Origin of the sequence: Salinicola salarius (assembly GCF_002179555.1) — a bacterium.
In the GTDB taxonomy this organism is placed as follows: domain Bacteria; phylum Pseudomonadota; class Gammaproteobacteria; order Pseudomonadales; family Halomonadaceae; genus Salinicola; species Salinicola salarius_A.
The window spans coordinates 181,540-198,349 of the sequence record NZ_NHOU01000004.1; the positions used below are offsets into that span (position 1 = coordinate 181,540).

The 16,810-nt window shown below is 63.5% G+C and carries 11 protein-coding genes and 2 pseudogenes; 2 read left to right on the forward strand and 11 right to left on the reverse strand.

Translation table 11 applies throughout. The annotated features are described in order from the left end of the window. Nucleotides 1-63: 63 nt before the first annotated feature. Both CCD76_RS05285 and CCD76_RS05290 read right to left on the reverse strand, forming a co-directional pair. Nucleotides 64-1,065, reverse strand: a complete 1,002-nt coding sequence (locus CCD76_RS05285) for a glycosyltransferase family 2 protein (RefSeq protein ID WP_087718478.1) — start codon at nt 1,063-1,065, stop codon at nt 64-66. After that, nucleotides 1,062-3,461, reverse strand: coding sequence for a mitochondrial fission ELM1 family protein (locus CCD76_RS05290; protein ID WP_087718479.1), 2,400 nt, complete (start codon nt 3,459-3,461; stop codon nt 1,062-1,064). Before CCD76_RS05290 ends, CCD76_RS05285 begins: the two co-directional genes overlap by 4 nt. 145 nt (nt 3,462-3,606) lie before the next feature. Here CCD76_RS05290 and CCD76_RS05295 point away from each other — a divergent pair, with 145 nt between their 5' ends. Together CCD76_RS05295 and CCD76_RS20570 are read left to right on the forward strand one after the other, a co-directional pair. Then, nucleotides 3,607-4,908, forward strand: coding sequence for a glycosyltransferase (locus CCD76_RS05295; protein WP_087718480.1), 1,302 nt, complete (start codon nt 3,607-3,609; stop codon nt 4,906-4,908). After that, on the forward strand, nt 4,905-5,285 hold the full coding sequence (locus CCD76_RS20570) for a hypothetical protein (RefSeq protein ID WP_306298791.1): 381 nt from the start codon (nt 4,905-4,907) through the stop codon (nt 5,283-5,285). The genes CCD76_RS05295 and CCD76_RS20570 overlap by 4 nt, the downstream gene beginning before the upstream one ends. On the opposite strand, the gene CCD76_RS05300 is transcribed toward CCD76_RS20570, so the two are convergent. The 9 genes and pseudogenes from CCD76_RS05300 to CCD76_RS05335 form a co-directional block, all read right to left on the reverse strand. Then, nucleotides 5,207-5,812: a glycosyltransferase gene (locus CCD76_RS05300; RefSeq protein ID WP_306298792.1), complete on the reverse strand. Its 606-nt coding sequence runs from the start codon at nt 5,810-5,812 to the stop codon at nt 5,207-5,209. The genes CCD76_RS20570 and CCD76_RS05300 overlap by 79 nt on opposite strands. A gap of 45 nt (nt 5,813-5,857) precedes the next feature. Continuing rightward, nucleotides 5,858-6,514, reverse strand: a pseudogene (locus CCD76_RS05305) (glycosyltransferase); the annotation flags it as partial. Nucleotides 6,515-6,658: 144 nt separating this feature from the next. Continuing rightward, a pseudogene (locus CCD76_RS05310) lies at nt 6,659-7,306 on the reverse strand (transposase); the annotation flags it as partial. 30 nt (nt 7,307-7,336) lie between these two features. Next, the gene (locus CCD76_RS05315; RefSeq protein ID WP_204352983.1) at nt 7,337-7,822 is read right to left on the reverse strand and encodes a lipid A-modifier LpxR family protein; all 486 of its coding nucleotides are present in this window, start codon (nt 7,820-7,822) and stop codon (nt 7,337-7,339) included. Further along, the gene (locus tag CCD76_RS20620) at nt 7,755-7,913 is read right to left on the reverse strand and encodes a lipid A-modifier LpxR family protein (RefSeq protein WP_373419400.1); all 159 of its coding nucleotides are present in this window, start codon (nt 7,911-7,913) and stop codon (nt 7,755-7,757) included. The genes CCD76_RS05315 and CCD76_RS20620 overlap by 68 nt, the downstream gene beginning before the upstream one ends. A gap of 455 nt (nt 7,914-8,368) precedes the next feature. Then, a complete protein-coding gene (locus CCD76_RS05320; protein ID WP_087718483.1) occupies nt 8,369-9,193 on the reverse strand; it encodes an SDR family NAD(P)-dependent oxidoreductase in 825 nt (274 codons plus the stop codon). Further along, nucleotides 9,190-10,176 (reverse strand): aldo/keto reductase, encoded by a 987-nt coding sequence (locus CCD76_RS05325; protein WP_087718484.1) that lies wholly within the window; start codon nt 10,174-10,176, stop codon nt 9,190-9,192. The genes CCD76_RS05320 and CCD76_RS05325 overlap by 4 nt, the downstream gene beginning before the upstream one ends. A 195-nt stretch (nt 10,177-10,371) precedes the next feature. Further along, nucleotides 10,372-13,896: an SNF2-related protein gene (locus CCD76_RS05330; protein ID WP_179208853.1), complete on the reverse strand. Its 3,525-nt coding sequence runs from the start codon at nt 13,894-13,896 to the stop codon at nt 10,372-10,374. 31 nt (nt 13,897-13,927) lie between these two features. Then, nucleotides 13,928-16,792: an ankyrin repeat domain-containing protein gene (locus CCD76_RS05335; protein ID WP_087718486.1), complete on the reverse strand. Its 2,865-nt coding sequence runs from the start codon at nt 16,790-16,792 to the stop codon at nt 13,928-13,930. Between the last annotated feature and the right edge of the window lie 18 nt (nt 16,793-16,810).

Consider the following 16,810-nt stretch of genomic DNA (forward strand, 5'->3'; position numbering starts at 1 on the left):
AATAATCACTGATGATCAGTTTCTGTCTGCTGGCGAATCAGCCATGAACTTGAACGTGCGGCCTCAGGATGCCAGGCGGCGCAACAGCGTCGCGGGTAAGCGCCTGGCCAGCGGTGAGCGTATCAGGCGCAGATAGGCGGCGGACCCGAGCTGGCGGCGTGCATGCCAGCACAGGTCTATCCAGCGTTCGGTCATGACCCGTGTCAGCGCCTCGGGCACATGGCGTCGGCTACGCCGGTTGGCGGCGTCGAGCCGAGCCAGCCACTGATCGGCCCAGCCGAGATATTCTTCGTTCAGCGCCGCGCCGAGTTTCTTGGGTCGCGCCAGCGCATAGTGGCGATCGAGATCTGCCTCGCTCGGGACGAGTCCCGTCTCGATGAGCGCCCGGCGACAGATCTCACGCTTGCGCTCACGGCCTAATGCATCGGTCTGCTTGGTGAAGCGTCCGCTGTGTTCGCGTCCGCAGACCAGGATGTCAGCGAGGTTGGCCATCCGCTGCGTCCGCGACAGTCGCTGGTGCAACTCGTAGTCCTGACAGCGCGGAAAATCCTCCCTGTAGCCATGCTCGCGCAAAATAGCCGTGCGCGCCATGATCGTACGGTTGGTCAGTGCGCAGTAGAACGCCAGGCTGGCGGCGACGTCATCGGCGGCTAACGGCTGGCGCCGCACGCGCTTGAGATGCTGTCCCTGATCGTCCATGAAATCGCAGGCGCTGCCGACCTGCGCCAGTTCCGGATGGCGGTCCAGGGTCTCGACCTGGCGGGCGAGCCGATTCGGCCATGACTTGTCATCGCTATCGAGCAGGGCGATATATTCTCCACGCGCCAGCTCTAGGCCGCGGTTGCGGGTTGCCGGAATGCCCAGATTGCGCGCATTGCCCTCCACGCGCATGCGTGGATCCCGGTAGCGCGACAGGACCTCGAGAGTGGCATCGGTCGAGCCATCATCGACGATCAGCAGTTCGAAGTTCTCGAATGTCTGCGCCAGGATGCTGTCGACAGCCGTCGTGATGTAAAGCTGGCGGTTATGTACCGGAATAAAGACCGTGACGCGCGGCGTGCTCATCGGCGCTCCCGCCAGTAGTACTCGCCGGCGCGCAAGCGAATGCTTTCTACCGTGGGCTGCACCTCGTCGGCAATCTCGAGGCGCTGCCGGCCTGGCGCCGCATCGTCCACTATACTGATATCCTCAAGCAGGTTGCGCATGGCAAGTACCTTGTGCAGGCGCTCGGCACTGCGCGGTGCGGGCACCAGGCCCAGGCAGAAGGCGCGATCGTAGAGCCGACCTTTCCAATCCTGCTGGCGATGGGTGCCGCGGGTTCCGGTCGCCTGTGTGCGCCCGTGCATGAACGCCTCAAACCGATGCCCGAAACGACTCCATGATGTCGGCGGCAATGCGAGCGGAAAGACATGCACCGGTTTTTTGGTCCGAATGGCTTCGGCCTGCATCGATACGCTGTCGCCTGACACGACGAATGCGTCGCACAAGGCCAGATAGGCCCGGTAGGGGTTGTCTGCACCGTCTTCGTGGTGCCAGGCGTAGCGATAACTGGGAACATCGATGCCAGCGAAAAAGGCGTCCGCCGCGTCGGGTGGCGTGCGCGGGCTGGTGGTGATCAGCAGTGACCCTCCGCGAGCCTTGGCCAGGCGACAGGCGGCCTGAGCCATCGCACGGGCAACGGTGGCATCGAAGTGCTGCGTCTTCGTTGCGCCGCCGACCAGCACGCCGATACGGGGCCGGGGAAGATCGTCGAAGCGCGCTTGCCAATCCGCGGCGGCCTGATCGAGCGCCGCAGGGTCGGGCGCGTTGAGAGGCAGGAGGTTATGGATGACATTGTCCCGTGCCGGCAGGCCATACTGAGGCGTGGTGATGATCAGATCGAACCAGTCCAATGGCGCGCGCGGGCGGCCGAGGAAAATCAGCTGTGTGCGTCCTCCTGACTGCTGCTTGACCCAGCGTGCTGCGCCGACACTGCGCCGGCCCGTGCTCAGGATCAGATCCGGCCAGGGGGGCTCGAGGCGATCGGACTGGGTCAGATCGATGTTGGCAAGAGATGGGCGGCTGAACAGCGCGGGTCTTGGCGCAGACGGTTTGAAGTTCAGCCGTTTTTCCTCGCTGGGCCAGCCCAGTCGCTGTGCCAGCAGCGACAGCTGCGCATTGTCACCGTGATGCCGGCCCAGCAACAGCCATACCCGTGGAACGCGACCATGCCCCTGGCGTGCGCCGCTCAGTCCGGACTGGACGCACTCTCTCATGCCGGTTCCCGTGCGCTGGATATCAAGATGCCAGACGAGATCGGGATAGGCCCCGCTGATGCGGCGCAGCTGTTCGCGCCACCAGTGGGTACGGTAGAACGGCTGATCGTCGACGCGCCGGGGATCGGGGAGCTGAATGCCGACATAGAGTAAACAGCGGGCGCGCTGAGCCAATTCTCCCATGAACCAATGGATGTCTTCGGCGGGAAGATGTTCGAGCACCCCTGTGACGGCGACACCATCGAAGGCGGCATCCACCGCAGCGTCGCGCTCAGGATGCCAGAGCTGGCTCGCTTCCAGATTGAGCGGCGAGGGCGGCGCGGTCTGCCGAGCGGGCCGGCACCATAACAGCGAGGCGGCGTCGCACTCGCTTGCCAGCTGTGCGGCGCGGGGGCTGCTGCGCAATGCTTCATCGCTATCATCAGGCGTGTCGAGCGCTTGCAGCGCCTGCTCGAACCAGGGGCTTGGCGCCTGGCGGGAAAAGGGTCCGTAATACTGAGCATCCGCTTCCTGCTCCAGGCGGTGCCATAAATCGCCCAGCGCGTTGGGATGATAAGAGTAGATCCTCGGCGTCGGCTGCCAGGGCTGCTGGTGCAGCGCGGTATAGTGCAGCACATGGGTCCGGTTGTGTTCGTACTCCTCGTCGCGGGCGTTCCAGTGGCCGTCGAGTTCGCCCCACAGGCCGGGCTGTTCGGCCGGCGTGTCGGTCAGCGTCTTCTTGGCGGCCTGCCTGGCCTGATCGAGGTTCCACCACTGCGCCATGCGGGCGCAATCCATCACCATGACCGACGTGTCCTTGGCCGAGATGGCAAGATAGCCATGTTCGGCCATCGGCAGGTCGAACAGCACGGCGGGATCGGTGAAGTAGATCTGGTCGACGTCGTTATAGATGGCGCGCCCTTCGCGGCCGGCGAAATCGGGAATCGCGAAGCGGTAATTGGTGAAGCCGGTGCGCCATGTCGACTGATCGAAACCGGCGATATCCTTCATCAGGTAGATGCGGTATTCCCGTGCAGGATCGCGTACGCGTTCGACCGAATAGAAGAATATGCGCTGGGCTCTTACCTGGGCTTTCTCGGTGCCCAGGAAAATGCGCACCGGAGGACGCGGCGAGGGTGCTGAGGTCAACGCCGGCAGTATCACGCAGTGGGGCTGATGCGAGGTATCGGCGCGCTCGACTCGAATCGGTCGGGCGGCGATGGTCAAGGTCTCCTCGTTGAGACATGAAGCATTGCTTGTCAACGGAAAATCCCCTTCATTAAGCGCGCCTAAAGCGGTTTGTTGGCATGCTACACTACGATAAATCAAAAAGCAGCGTTGGCGCCGATTCGACCATGAGCCCGGTTTTTGCGTGACACAACAACTCCCCAGGATTGCCCTGCTATTGCCTTCGCTTGCTGCCGGTGGCGTAGGCCGTTCGATACTTCATCTGGCTGAAGCGTTTTGCGCTGCCGGCCATCCGGTGGATCTGGTGCTGTGTCGTGCCGAAGGCCCTTATCTATCGGCGATACCGGCAGGCGTCAACATCGTGACGCTACAGCCACGGAGCGGTCTAGTCACACGGCTGGAGCTCGTTCGCATGGACCCCGCCGGCCTCACTGCATTGGCGCGCCCGGTGCTGCTGACGCGGCGTCCGGCGCCTGTTCAGCCCTATCTGGCCGATCTGGCTCGTTATCTGGCCGGCGTGCGTCCGGCGGCGCTGCTCGCCGCCAAGACGCCCACCAATCTGCTGGCGCTGTGGGCTCGGCGCTTGAGCGGCGCGCCCACCCGTGTCGTCATCAGCGAGCATACTCAGCTTTCTCGGTCCATCACGCTCAGCCGCAAGTGGCGCTGGCGTCATATTGCGCCGCTGATCGCACGCACCTACCCACGGGCCGATGCGATCACTGCGGTTTCCGATGGTGTCGCCGATGATCTGGCGATTACCGCCGGGCTGCCGCGCGGCGCCATCGATACCGTCTACAATCCAGTGGTCACGCCGGGGTTGGCGGTCCGTGCCGCCGCGCCGGCACCGCATCCGTGGCTGGAGGATGATGGATCACCGGTCATTGTGGCGGCGGGGCGACTGGTGCCACAGAAGAACTTTACGTTGCTGCTGAACGCCTTCGCCCGGCTGCGTGAACAGCGTGCGGTGCGGTTGATAATCCTGGGCGAGGGGCCCGAGCGGCCCCGGCTTGAAGTACTGACCCATACGCTGGGAGTAAGTGGCGATGTGGCACTGCCCGGCTTCGTGGATAACCCCTATGCGGCCTTTTCCCGGGCGGCGCTGTTCGTGCTCTCTTCCGATTACGAAGGGCTAGGCAATGTCTTGATCGAGGCGCTGGCCTGCGGCTGCCCTGTGGTGAGCACGGACTGCCCCAGCGGTCCGACGGAAATCTTGCAAGGCGGGCGCTTTGGCGAACTGGTGCCGGTAGATGACATCGAGGCGCTGACCGCGGCCATGACGCGCACGCTCGATGCGCCGCTGCCGACGGATATGCTGCGCCGCCGCGGCGCCGCTTTTAGCCTGCAGCGCAGCGCCGGACGCTACCTCGATCTATTGTTGCCGGGGCGTTCAGGTTCAGCGTATGCCGCAGGTGGTCCGCACACCGGAATAGCCTCAGCCTCTATGAACAACTCGAATTCGGTTCACCACGGACGTGACAACCTATGAAACTTAGCGACAACACCTCTGGCTTTTTGCGAGGAAAATGTTTTTCCAACGATCTGGTTGCGACGTTCGACCTGGAACCGGCAGATTACGAGTATCGATCGCGTTTCGATGTGCTCACCGAACGGGTGGCCGACAAGCAAGTCATTCACGTGGGATGTGTTGATCACGGCTCGGCCGGCATCCGTAAGAAAATGCAGCGCGGCAGATGGCTGCACCAGGCGCTCGACCAAGCGGCCACACGCTGTTTCGGCGTGGATATAGATGCAGAAGGTATCCACTACATGCGCGAGACGCTGGGCTACAGTGACGTGGCTGCGGCGAACATCTTGGCCTTTGGCGGGAGCTCTTTCGGGCCAGTGTGCAGGAGTTGCAGATAATGTTGTGCCGAACGGTCAACGCTGAACGCGCTGGCCCGTGAGCGCATGTACTCCGCCGGTTGCGGTGTATCCAGCTGTCTGATCATGGCATCTGCCAGTGCTTCTACATCGCCTACCGGAACCAGTGGACCATATTGGCCGCCAGCAAGGATTTCGTTGGGGCCATGGGGGCAGTCGGTACTGACCACCGGGCATCCACAGGCCATGGCTTGGATCAGTACGTTGGGCAGACCTTCATGGATCGAGGAAAGCACGAAGAGATTGGCTCGACTCATCCAGACGTAGGGATCTTGTATCCATCCCGGTAAAAGTACAGATTCGCTAACCCCCAAGCTTCGTGCTTCACGTTCGATTTCTGCCCGCTGCTCACCTTCACCGATAATGATTAATCGTGCACTACGCCGCTCACCGACATGGGCAAAGGCCCGCAACAAGGTCATAAAATCCTTCTGCGCCACCAGTCTGCCGGCACCGAGAATCACCGGGATCATCCGTTCGTCATCCAGCCATGGATGAGGTGATGGCATCCGGTGGACAGTGGCAAATAACGATTCATCGTAGATCGGATTGTAGATGGTCTGAACGAGGTCGGAGGGGAGTCGCGCATGGTGCACGAGCTCCTCGCTGATAGCCTGGCTGACCCCGACCACGGCATGAGCGCGTTGATAGGTCTGATGGACTAGGGGCTTCAAGAGGCGTTGTCTGCGCCATGAGCGGCCAAGTTTGAGTCATTCGGAGAAGGCGTTGCGTTCGCTTAGTACTATGCGAATGGAGCGGCCTACCCAGCGCTGCGCCCATATAGCCAAGATATTGGAATAAGTATTGAACACCAGCAATGAGTGAATCGGGGTGCGCTCAAGATATTCACCAAGCGCTGGTAAATAAGGCATCAGTCGTTTAAATCTTGGCGCCGGCAGGAGAAGCGGTGGAAGAGTAGTGAAAAGCGTCCGCCATTCATTACGCATTATCTGCCAGTAGGCCCTTGATCTCGTAGAGGGTATAAGCTCTACCAGCTTTACGTTCTCAGGAATATGGGAACGATAGGGGCCACTGGTATCGGTGACGATCAGCTCTACGGTATGGCCGCGCTCACTGAAAGCCCTGGCCAATGTCAGCGCTACCCGCTCTCCGCCTCCTGCATCGAGTGAAGGCATGAATATCGCGATGCGCTCCTGCCCCGTATTCTGGCTGGACATATGATGCGAGGAGGGTGGAGTAGGGATTGTCATGGCGTCATTCCATGCTCAACGTGAATCGATGGATGATCGGGCAACAGAATCTCAAGAAATTCATTGGCGCTGCGTTCTAAGCTGAACATATTAGCACGCTGCATCAACAATTGGGATGGCAGAGGAGCTGCAAGCGTATCCAGCATGGGCACTGTCCAGGCGCAACAGGATCGGCGAAGCGGTGAGCGTTCGGGCACGAGGCAACACGCGCTTGAGCGTTTCCAGAAAGCCGTTATTGGCGTGCTGGCTACCGGGGCGTAACTCACAACCCATACACCAGCCTTCCTGGCCCAGGTACGCGGCAATGGGCGCATAGCCGTTGTAGCCCTTGTCGGTGTAGCTGACACCTTCCTGGCTCGTCTGGCTGTTGTCCATGGGGAAGCCATCGATATCCAGAGCCACATGGCCCATGCCCCGCGGGGAAACCGGAGCTTGCACGGACTTCAAAAACTCGGAACTGGCATCGTCCAGCAAGGGTGTCAGCGCCTTGGCATCTTCATCAAAGCGTTGCCGCAACCGGGCCGACGACGGCGACTGCTTGATGCCCATGGCGGACTTGAAGAACGGATCGATCCGCACTGGCTCCGCCGCCTCGAAGTCGCTTTTGCCCAGCGTGATCAGGCCCAGATAGGTCCGGATCAGCTCGATGTTCGGAATGCCGTGGCGTTTAACCACGGTTCGCGCGGTTTGGGTCAATGACGTGTGCCGGTTCAGGCAGTGGCCCACCAGGGCCAGTCCGCCATGGGGTGTGTAGACTTCGGTCTTGGATTGCTGGAGAGTGAAGGTGCGCATGGGCCAATGCACTGACTGGGTGAATGGATGTCAGGTGCTGTTATACCGTCCGAAGCCTTGTCGTTGCAGGCTTGAGCGGCAATTCGAGCCGTGCGAAGTCACGGATTCAGGAAGTTGGTTATCCCGGCCCTTTGGATCGTCCGTGGCAATCCACTTGTGGAATTCTCTCTGTAGCTTCCCTGCTCCGGAAGCCGGCCCTACAATGCCAACATCGACGTGTAGGCTTTCTGCCAGTCGCCATCTGTCATGCTGGTGATTGTTCAAAAGCGAGACTCCGCCAATGAGCAGGCCGGCATAGGGGCGATCATCTTTGATGAGCGCTTCGACCTCGATATCTTCCGCTGTATAAACCTGTTGCCCTAATCGGTAAGCCACAACCTCCAGGCTGCTTGCCGGCCATCCCGGAAGCGCCTCTGCGAAATGTCGGGCCCAGTGCCCGTCAACAGGTTCAAAAAAAAGCCCAGACTGCCTCGATGCCGTTGGTGTAGTGGCGATCGCCACCAGCAGAGAATGCATCGTTTTCCACTTTCAGAGAGAGCAGGCCCTCAGCGGAAACCGTTGTGGCGAGAGCGCCGAGCAATAGACCCCAGCACCATTGAGTCGTCATATATTCGAGCCTCACTATAGAATGTCTGGCCAAGGACCGGTTGGGCCTGCCAAGTTAGGTGCCCCTGGCCTCAAGGAAGAGGGCTCCTTCCGGCACTTCCACCTGGGGCAAACGGGGGCGACCTAGGGGCTGTTGACGTTTCAGCGCGAACCGCGTTGCTGCGCCAAATGGCGCCAGGCCAGGCGCGGGATGCAGAAAAGGGTGGTTCCCTTTTCCAATCCCGCAACGCCGCATGGCGCCATTTGCCGCGCAACCCGAAGGGCCGGGCCAGTTTTTGCACAGTGCTGCGTTATTCGTCGCTCATTTGGAATGACCACAAAAACGCCTGGAGCGTTTTTGCGCGTCAGCCCCGAAGGGGTGAAGTACAGGGATGTACTGAACAAATCACACTCCTCACGCCTTGCCCCGCACAAAAACTGGCTCCGGCGCGGCCGTGCATGAAACGTCAACAGCCCCTAACGATCAGTGTGCCCCCAGCCGGCATCTCCGAACGCCGCCGCCGGATCGTCGTCACGCCAGCACTTGGCCAGTAAGCGCTGACCGTTGATATGGTCGGCTGCCGGGGAAGCCAGCCACAGCAGCGGCGCGACCACGACTTGCGGGTCGAGCAGCTGTGCACGGAAGTGTTCATCCAGGTCCTGCGGAATCATGCCGGTCAGCGTCGCGCCGCCCGGCAGCAGCGCATTAACGGTGACGCCGGTGCCCTCGAGATCATGTGCCCAGATCACGGTCTCCGATTCCAGCGCCGCCTTCGATGGTCCATACGGCGAAAAGCCCCGTCGCCGCATGGTTTCGTGGTTCATCGACATATTGACGATGCGGCCCCAACCGGCGGCACGCATATGCGGTACCGCTGCGCGCGCCATTAGGAAGGGCCCGTTGACGTTGGTCTCTATAACCATGCGCCAAGTCTCGGGAGTCACCTCCCAGAAGTGAGTGGGCTCGGTGAGAAAACGCTCGCTGACGTACTTCATGCCGCGGCCGGCATTGTTGACCAGGATGTCCAGCCTCTGCCAGCGCTCCAGCGCGCTGGCCACCACCCGCTCACAATCGGCCTCTTGGGTAACATCTGCGACCAGCGGCAGGACGCGCTCCTCGCCGCATTCGGCGCATGCCTCGACCGCCACCTGCTCGATCTCCGCCGATTCACGTGCCGCAGTGGCAACCACTCGTACCCCGGCTCGAGCTAGGCCGAGCGTCATTGCCCGACCCAGGCCGCGTCCGCCGCCGGTAACGATTGCCACGCGGCCATCGAGCGCAGCATCAGTCACGCCACTCATTTGTTCAACGCCTGCATCTGAGAGGCATCGTAGCGCTCGCCGGCAGCCGCACCCGGCGGCAGTATGCGGTCGATGCGTGCAAGATCCTCGGGGCTGAGCTGCACGTCCAGCGCCTTGATGTTTTCCTCGAGGCGCTCGCGCCGCTTGGTGCCGGGGATAGGCACGATGTCGTCTCCCTGCGCCAGCACCCAGGCCAGCGCCAGCTGCGCCGGGCTGCAAGCCTTCTCGGCCGCCATACGCTCGACCTCGGCAACCAGGTCCAGGTTCTTCCGGAAGTTCTCACCCTGGAAGCGCGGCGAGTGACGGCGAAAGTCATCCTCCGGCAGGTCCTCGAACCGCTTGATCTGCCCGGTCAAAAAGCCCCGTCCCAACGGGCTGTAGGCGACATAGCCGATGCCCAGCTCGCGCACCGTCGGCAGGACCCGGTCCTCCACGTCGCGGCTCCACAGCGAATACTCGGTCTGCAGCGCGCTGATCGGATGCACGGCATGCGCACGGCTCAGGGTCTCCGGGGCCGCTTCCGACATGCCCAGGTAGCGTACCTTGCCGGCCTTGACCAGTTCGGCCATGGCACCGATCGTTTCCTCGATCGGCACGTTGGGATCCACGCGGTGCTGGTAGTAGAGATCGATATGATCCACCCCCAAGCGCTTGAGCGAGGCATCGCAGGCCTGCCGCACGTAGTCGGCATCACCGCGGATACCGAGAAACTCGCCATTCTCGCCGCGTACGTTGGCGAACTTCGTGGCCAGCACGACCTGATCGCGGCGATCCCGTATCGCCCTGCCCACCAACTGCTCGTTGGTGAACGGGCCGTACATGTCGGCCGTGTCCAGCAGGCTGATGCCGAGGTCGAGCGCGCGGTGGATAGTGGCGATCGACTCGGCCTCATCCCTGTGCCCGTAGAACTCGGACATGCCCATGCAGCCCAGGCCCAGCGCGGAAACTTCGAGCCCCTCAGATCCCAGCTTTCGCGTCTTCATGAATGACTCCTCTCTCCGGTGCCTTCAAAAAGGCTACTTCTGTTTTCAAGCAGCTCTGTCATGCCTGAATCAGTGACTCCGCTCTCAATATACCCGCCAGAGCACCAGTTCGGCCAGACAATACGGGCAGATCAGAGCTGACGATGGCCTTGCCAACGGTCATGTTTTTTCTGTCGGACTCGGTTTCCGCCCGCCTCACAGGCTCACCAGCTCGCGCAACTCGGCGTCGGAGAACTCGGTGATCCACCGCTCGCCGTCGGCCACGGTGAGCTCGGCGAGTTCCTTCTTGGCCTGGATCATGGCGTCGATGCGTTCCTCGAAGGTGTTCTCGGTGATCAGGCGGTGTACCGTGACGTTGCGGCGCTGGCCGATGCGGTAGGCGCGGTCGGTGGCCTGCTGCTCTACCGCCGGGTTCCACCACAGATCGTAGTGAATGACCTGGCTGGCGGCGGTCAGGTTGAGCCCGGTGCCGCCGGCCTTGAGCGAGATCACCAGGGCGCGCTGGCCGCGGCCGTGCTGGAAGGCGGCGACCATGTCGTCGCGCTGCTTGCGGGTGCGCCCGCCGCGCAGAAAAGGCACCTCGATACCGAAGGCATTGCGCAGTGCCGCGACGAGCAGCTCGCCCATGTCGGTGTATTGAGTGAAGATCAGGGCCTTCTCGTCCGCCGCCTCGACCTCGCGCATGATGTCGACGAACGCCGCCAGCTTGCCGGAGGCCTCGATGTCGACCTGCCTCCGGCCCAGGTACTGGTCCGGGCTGTTGCAGATCTGCTTGAGAGCATTGAGCAGCTTGAAGATAAGCCCGCGGCGCGCGACGCTCTCCTCGCTGTTGGCCAACTCGTCCATGATCGTGTCGACGGTGTTCTGGTAGAGCGCAGCCTGGCGGGCGGTGAGCGCACAGTAACGGTTGGCCTCGATCTTATCGGGCAGGTCGGCGATGATCGACTTGTCGCTTTTCAAACGGCGCAGGATGAACGGCGCGGTGATGGCGCGGAATGTTTTCAGCGCGGCCTGGTCGCGCTCGCGCTCGATGGGTGTGGCGAGCGCCTCGGCGAAGCGTTTCTGGCTGCGCAAATAGCCGGGATTGATGAAGTCGAACACGCTCCAGTACTCGCGCAGCCGGTTCTCCACCGGCGTGCCGGACAGCGCGATCCTGATATCGGCTTTCAGGCGCTTGACCGTCTTGGTCTGGGCGGCTGCGGGATTCTTGATGGCCTGTGCCTCGTCGATTACCAGCGCGCCCCAGCGCGGCTTGGTCAGGGTTTTCGCGTCGCTGCGCACCAGGCCGTAGCTGGTCAGTACCACGTCGTGGGCGTCGGGATCGAGCTTGCGCTGCGTTCCGTGAAACACCTGTACCGTCAGCGCCGGCGCGAAGCGCTCGATCTCGCGGCGCCAGTTGGTCAACAGCGTCGTCGGCGCCACGATCAGTGCACAGGATCCGTTCAGCCGGCCCTGGGCCTTGAGATGGGCGAGCAGCGTGATCACCTGCAGCGTCTTGCCCAGGCCCATGTCGTCGGCCAGCAGCGAACCGAACCCCAGCCGGGCGTTGCCGGCCAGCCAGGCGAAGCCGCGCTGCTGGTACGGCCGCAGCTGGGCCTTGAGCGTCTCCGGTATCGCTGGCGGCGCCTCGGGCCGGATCAGCTGGTCGAACAGCGCCCGTGCGTCGTCCCGCAGGGCCACTTCGCCGCCGTCGAGCTCGCCGGCCAGCCCCGCCTGCAGCAATTCGGCGCGTGAGAGCTCGGCCGGCGGCGTGGCCAGCTTGTCGAGCAGTTGGCGTACCTCGCGTTCGTCGACCAGGACGTACTGATCCAGCACCCGCACCAACCCCGAGGCGTTGTCGACCAGACGCCGGAACGCATCGACCGGGATACGCTGATCGCCGATCGCCACCTGCCAATCGAAGTCCAGCAGCCGCTCGAGATTGAGATAGGACACCGGTGCCGCGTCGCCCGAGCGCGACAACGACAGGCTCGCCTGCGGCCGCGCCAGGTTGTGCAGCGCCTTGGGCAGGATCACGCCGATGCCGAGCATGCGCAGCGCCGGCAACACCTCGCGCAGGATGGGGGTGAAGGCATCCAGGGCGTAGACAAGCTCATGATTGGCCCTGCCCGCATCAGCGTGGCCATACAGGCGCTCTACATCCGGAAAATAATCGGCGAGCACCGCCAGATCGGCGAGCACCGCCGCCTTGGCCTGGCCGCCCTCGGCCCGGACGAGCCAGTCGGCGACGGGCTCGAAACCGTCGTCGCACTCGATGCTCAGCGCGACACTCAAGGCGTCGCCGCCACGCTCGCCGACCATCAGATGCAGCCGGTGCGCACGCTCGCCGAGGGTGAGCCGGCGCAGCCAATGGGCGATGAGCTGCGGTGTCTGCTGTGTTTCGAAGCGCTTGAAGTGCAGCGGCCGGCCGGCGAAGAACAGCCGCTTGACGGCATCATCGCCGTGCGCCTCTGCGGTGTTCTCGAAGCCCCTGCGCATGAACAGTCCCAGCAGCAGATGCAGCGCGGCCATGAGCTGCGTCGGCGCGTCGCCATGGGCATACTCGCGCCGCCCGCTTGTGATGCGAAGCTGCACGAGATCCGACGGACATAGCTCACACAGCCGCGCGAACAGGGCGTCGACGCTGGCGTCCAGCCGCGCCGGGCGCCACTGAATCAGCGTCTCGCCAGCATTGTTCTCGCCCGCCCAGGGCACGTAAGCACCCTGCTCGAGGAGCTTGAGCGCGAAGCGCAGCAGCACGCGCCACAGCAGCACGCTATGCGCCAGCCGCGGCTCGCGTTCGGCGGGCAGCGCATGCAGGCCGGCCAGGTAAGCCGCGAACGGATCGGCGTCATCTTGCTTGTGGCCCGCCGTGAACAGTCGCTTGCCATCGCCGCGCAGTTCGACGAGGGTCCCGCTGTCATCGATGACCGCGGTCAAGTCCACGATCTGCTCGGCCTCGAACCAGGGCGTATCGGCGCCTTTGTCGAAGGCGCGGGCGGCGCGGCGCGCGCGCTGATACTGGGTCGCCAGAATCGCGCGGAAATCCTTGGCATGGAACAGTGGCTGGGCGGACAGGATGGTGAAGATACGCGATTCGAGTGCCGGCACGCGGGAGAGGTCGATGCCGGTGAAGGCGTCGCTGTCCGGTGGCTCGGAACCGGCGATGGTGGATGCCTCGGACCAGCCCGCCGAAACCGCCGGCAGGGTCGCCAGCGCCGCCGGCCGGACTCCAGCGCGCGCCGCCAGCGCCCTGGGCAGATCCAGGCCGTGGAGCGCGAACACCAGGAAGGGGTCCTTGTCGATCTCGTTGGCGATCAGATAGATCACCGCCGCAATATGCTTGCAGGGCAGCGCGACATCGGGACAGGAGCAGCGCGCGGTCATGTCCTGCCAACTGCCCGGAAACAGCCGTATCCCGCGCTCTTCGAGCAGCGTCAGCACCGGCGCGGGGAGCTGGCGATTGAGCAGGCGCGAAAGCAATACCGGGCTGCTTTCCACCACCTCCAGTACGAACTGTCGCTGTGACTCGGAATATGACGTCAGCGCTACCTCGACCCGGTACGGCGAAGGCCGGCTACCCTTTACGTGCGCGGTGACCGCCGTATCGTCGATCGCAATCGAACGCACCGAGCCATTGCCCGCGTAGCGCCGGCCCCGAGGCAAGCGGTTGCTGAAATCGATGTCGTCGAGAGCGGCCAGCCACTGCTGGCCCCACCAGGTGCGTCCGAAATGCATCATCTTCCGTCCGGGAACAAGCATGTCCCGTTCTCTACCCTTCTTCCGCCAGCCTGGCGAGCGTCGCCCGGAAATCACCGAGCCGGCGCTCGCCGTGGGCGTCGAGAGTGTCCACCAAGGATTGGGATTTCTGTTCGGGAGCGCTGCGTCCCAGGGTCGACATGTCCTGCGCGGTGCGCACGATGCCCAGATCCTCAGGTGGCAGGCAGGCGTAAAGCGGCCGCCATTGCTCGCCGTCGCGCAGCTTGAGGCGCGGGTTGAGGATGTAGTGGCCGCGCTGCAGCCGCACGAACAGCTTGCGGTTGTAGGGATCGCGCCCATCGGCCTCGTTCTTGGACAGGATGCTGCTGATATAGGGGCGCTGCTTGCGCCGCGCCGGCAGCACGCGCTCAGGCAGCCCGGCCAGCCAGTCGGCGAGCTGCTTGGCGGTGTAGGCGTTGCCCCTCGCTTGCGCCGGGCCGAGATAGCGGTAGAAGAGGGCCGTCATCACGTGCAACAGGAAGGTCTCCATCAGCCGCTGGTCGAGCTTGACCAGACGTTCATCGACCTGCAGCGAGACGCTTGCCGGTGCCAGCAGCGGATAAAGCGAGGCCAGCCGCTGGCGGGCGAAGGTTTCGTCGATGAATGCCTGTTCGAGGGCGAAGTGGAGTGCCGTGAAGCCGTTGTTGGCGCGCAGCGTCGGATCCGCGCCACGCTCGAGCAGCGCCGCCACCAGTTCGGCGTTGCCGAGCCGGGCGGCGATCATCAGCGGCGTCAGGTTGAAGCGCGTGCGGTGATCGACGCCGTAGCGCTCGATCTCCTTGAACACCGCGCGCGGCTGGCTGAACGCGTAGGCCATGAAGCGGTTGCGGTTGAGCTGGCTCACGGCCTTCGCCTCGCTGCTCAGCGCCGGTTTGAAGCCGGCCGCCTCGAGGGCGTTGAGCGTCGGCCGGTGGTGGTGGATCAGGGCGTATTCCAGCGCTTCCAGGCGCGCCTTCTTGCCACCGTCGTCGGCCAGCGCCGCCGTGCGCAGTTCGGCGAAGGCGGCGCGGTCGAGCACCTGCCAGGGCACCGGCTGCTGCTTGAGTACCTGGCTGCGGATCGCCTCCGCCTGCTCGGCCTTGCCCTGCAGCTCGAGCCGGCGCGCCTCCTGCTGCCACTCCTCGACCGAGGATTCCTCGCTCTGTTCGAGGCTGAGCGTGTCGTCGAGGTGTTCGAGCTTGAGCAGTCCGAGCAGCGGGTGCGCGGGGTCGGATTCGACCAGGTAGACGTTGCGCACCGCGCGGGTCAGCGCCACATAGAGGGCGTTGATGTAGAATTTGTAAACTTCGAGCGACTTGTCGCGCTTGTCCCGCGGCCGCGCATAGTCGAGGCTGTCGCGCTCCAGCGCGGCGGGATCGACGCCGGCGGCGATGTCACGGAAGGCCTTCGCCTCGCCGCCGACGACGTCGTAGAGAATGACGTTATCGTACTCGAGCCCTTTCGCCTCCTGGATCGCGAACACCAGCGGCGTGCTGAACCAGCGCCGGGCTTCGGCCTTTTGCTCCGGGTGCATGACGATCACTGCGAATCGCGTCGAGCGGGCGGTACGTGCGTCGAGATCGCGCTTGACGGCGTCGCTGGCGGCGAGCAGCTGCAACTGGCCGGGTTGGCGGCTGACGCTATGCACCAGGTAGTGGCTTTCGCGATCCACCGAGCCGAAGCGCGCCTGCTTGAGCTTGAGGATGCGGTTGGCGGCCTCGGTCACCACCGCGGCGTTGCGGTAGTTGGTGTGCAGCACACGCACGATCTCGCCGTGGCCGGTCAACGCCTGCTCCTGGAAGAACAGCGACTTGACGCTGGCCCAGGAGAAGAAGTTGGGGTGGACGATCTGGTTGGAGTCACCGCTGAGCAGGAAGGCGCCGGGCTCGCGCAGCGTCTTGAGGATCAGGTAGAGCTGTACGGTGGTAATGTCCTGGACCTCGTCGACCACCACGAAATCGTAGCGCGGCGCGACCCGGGCGAGGTGGTGGTGGGCAACGATATTGGGGTCGTAGAGCCCGGCCTCGTCGAGAAAGGCCAGGTACTTCTCGAACAGGTCGTAGACCCTGGGCCGCTCTTCCTCGGCGAAGATCGACTGCTTGACGCCGAGTTCGAGATAGGCCTCACGCGAGCGCCAGCCGCCCTCGCTGAGCGGGCCGGTGATTACGCCGCGGAACTCCTCGAAGAGCTTGTGGGCATCGCTCAGGTGGCTGCCGCGGCGGTGACGCTCGAACCAGCCCTGGAAGTCGCGCAGCGTCACTTCGCGCCCCGCCGGCACGTGGATGCTCTCGAGCAGCTCCTGGAAGGAGAGGAAGGTGGCTTCCTGATCGGGATTGTCGTAGTCGTGGGCGTAGTAGAGGTCGCGGGCGTTGTGGACCAGATAGGACGACAGGCTGACATAGAGCACGTCGCCGATGGCCTCCTTCATCTTCTCGAGCAGCAGCGCGGTCTTGCCGCTGCCCGCCGAGCCGACGATGACCAGCGGCGGCGGTAGCTCGAAGATCGCCTGCTGGTCGTCGTCGAAGGAGAGGATCTTGTCGAGCAGATGAAAGCGCTCGCGCTCGGGGTGCAGATAGGGCGCCTCCGGCACCTCGCCGGCTGCCGGCGTCTCGAGCGCCGGGATTCTGGCCTCGTCGATCGACGCGTTGCCGGCCAGAAAGCGCGAGCGATCGTAGGCATGGTTGGCGATGTGCTCGAGGATCAGGCAGCAGGTCTCGTCGCCATGGCGATAGAGACTGAACAGCAGCCGGTCACGCTTGTTCAGCCGGGCGCGGTAGAGGTTATCACCCACCTTGCGCACGTCCGCCTGGGTGAAGTCGTCGCGCTCGAGGGCCTGACGGACCTTGTCGAAACCGGCAATGCGGTGCGTCTCGAGAGCGTTGTAAAGCAGTATGCGCATGAAGAGGTACCTTGTTGT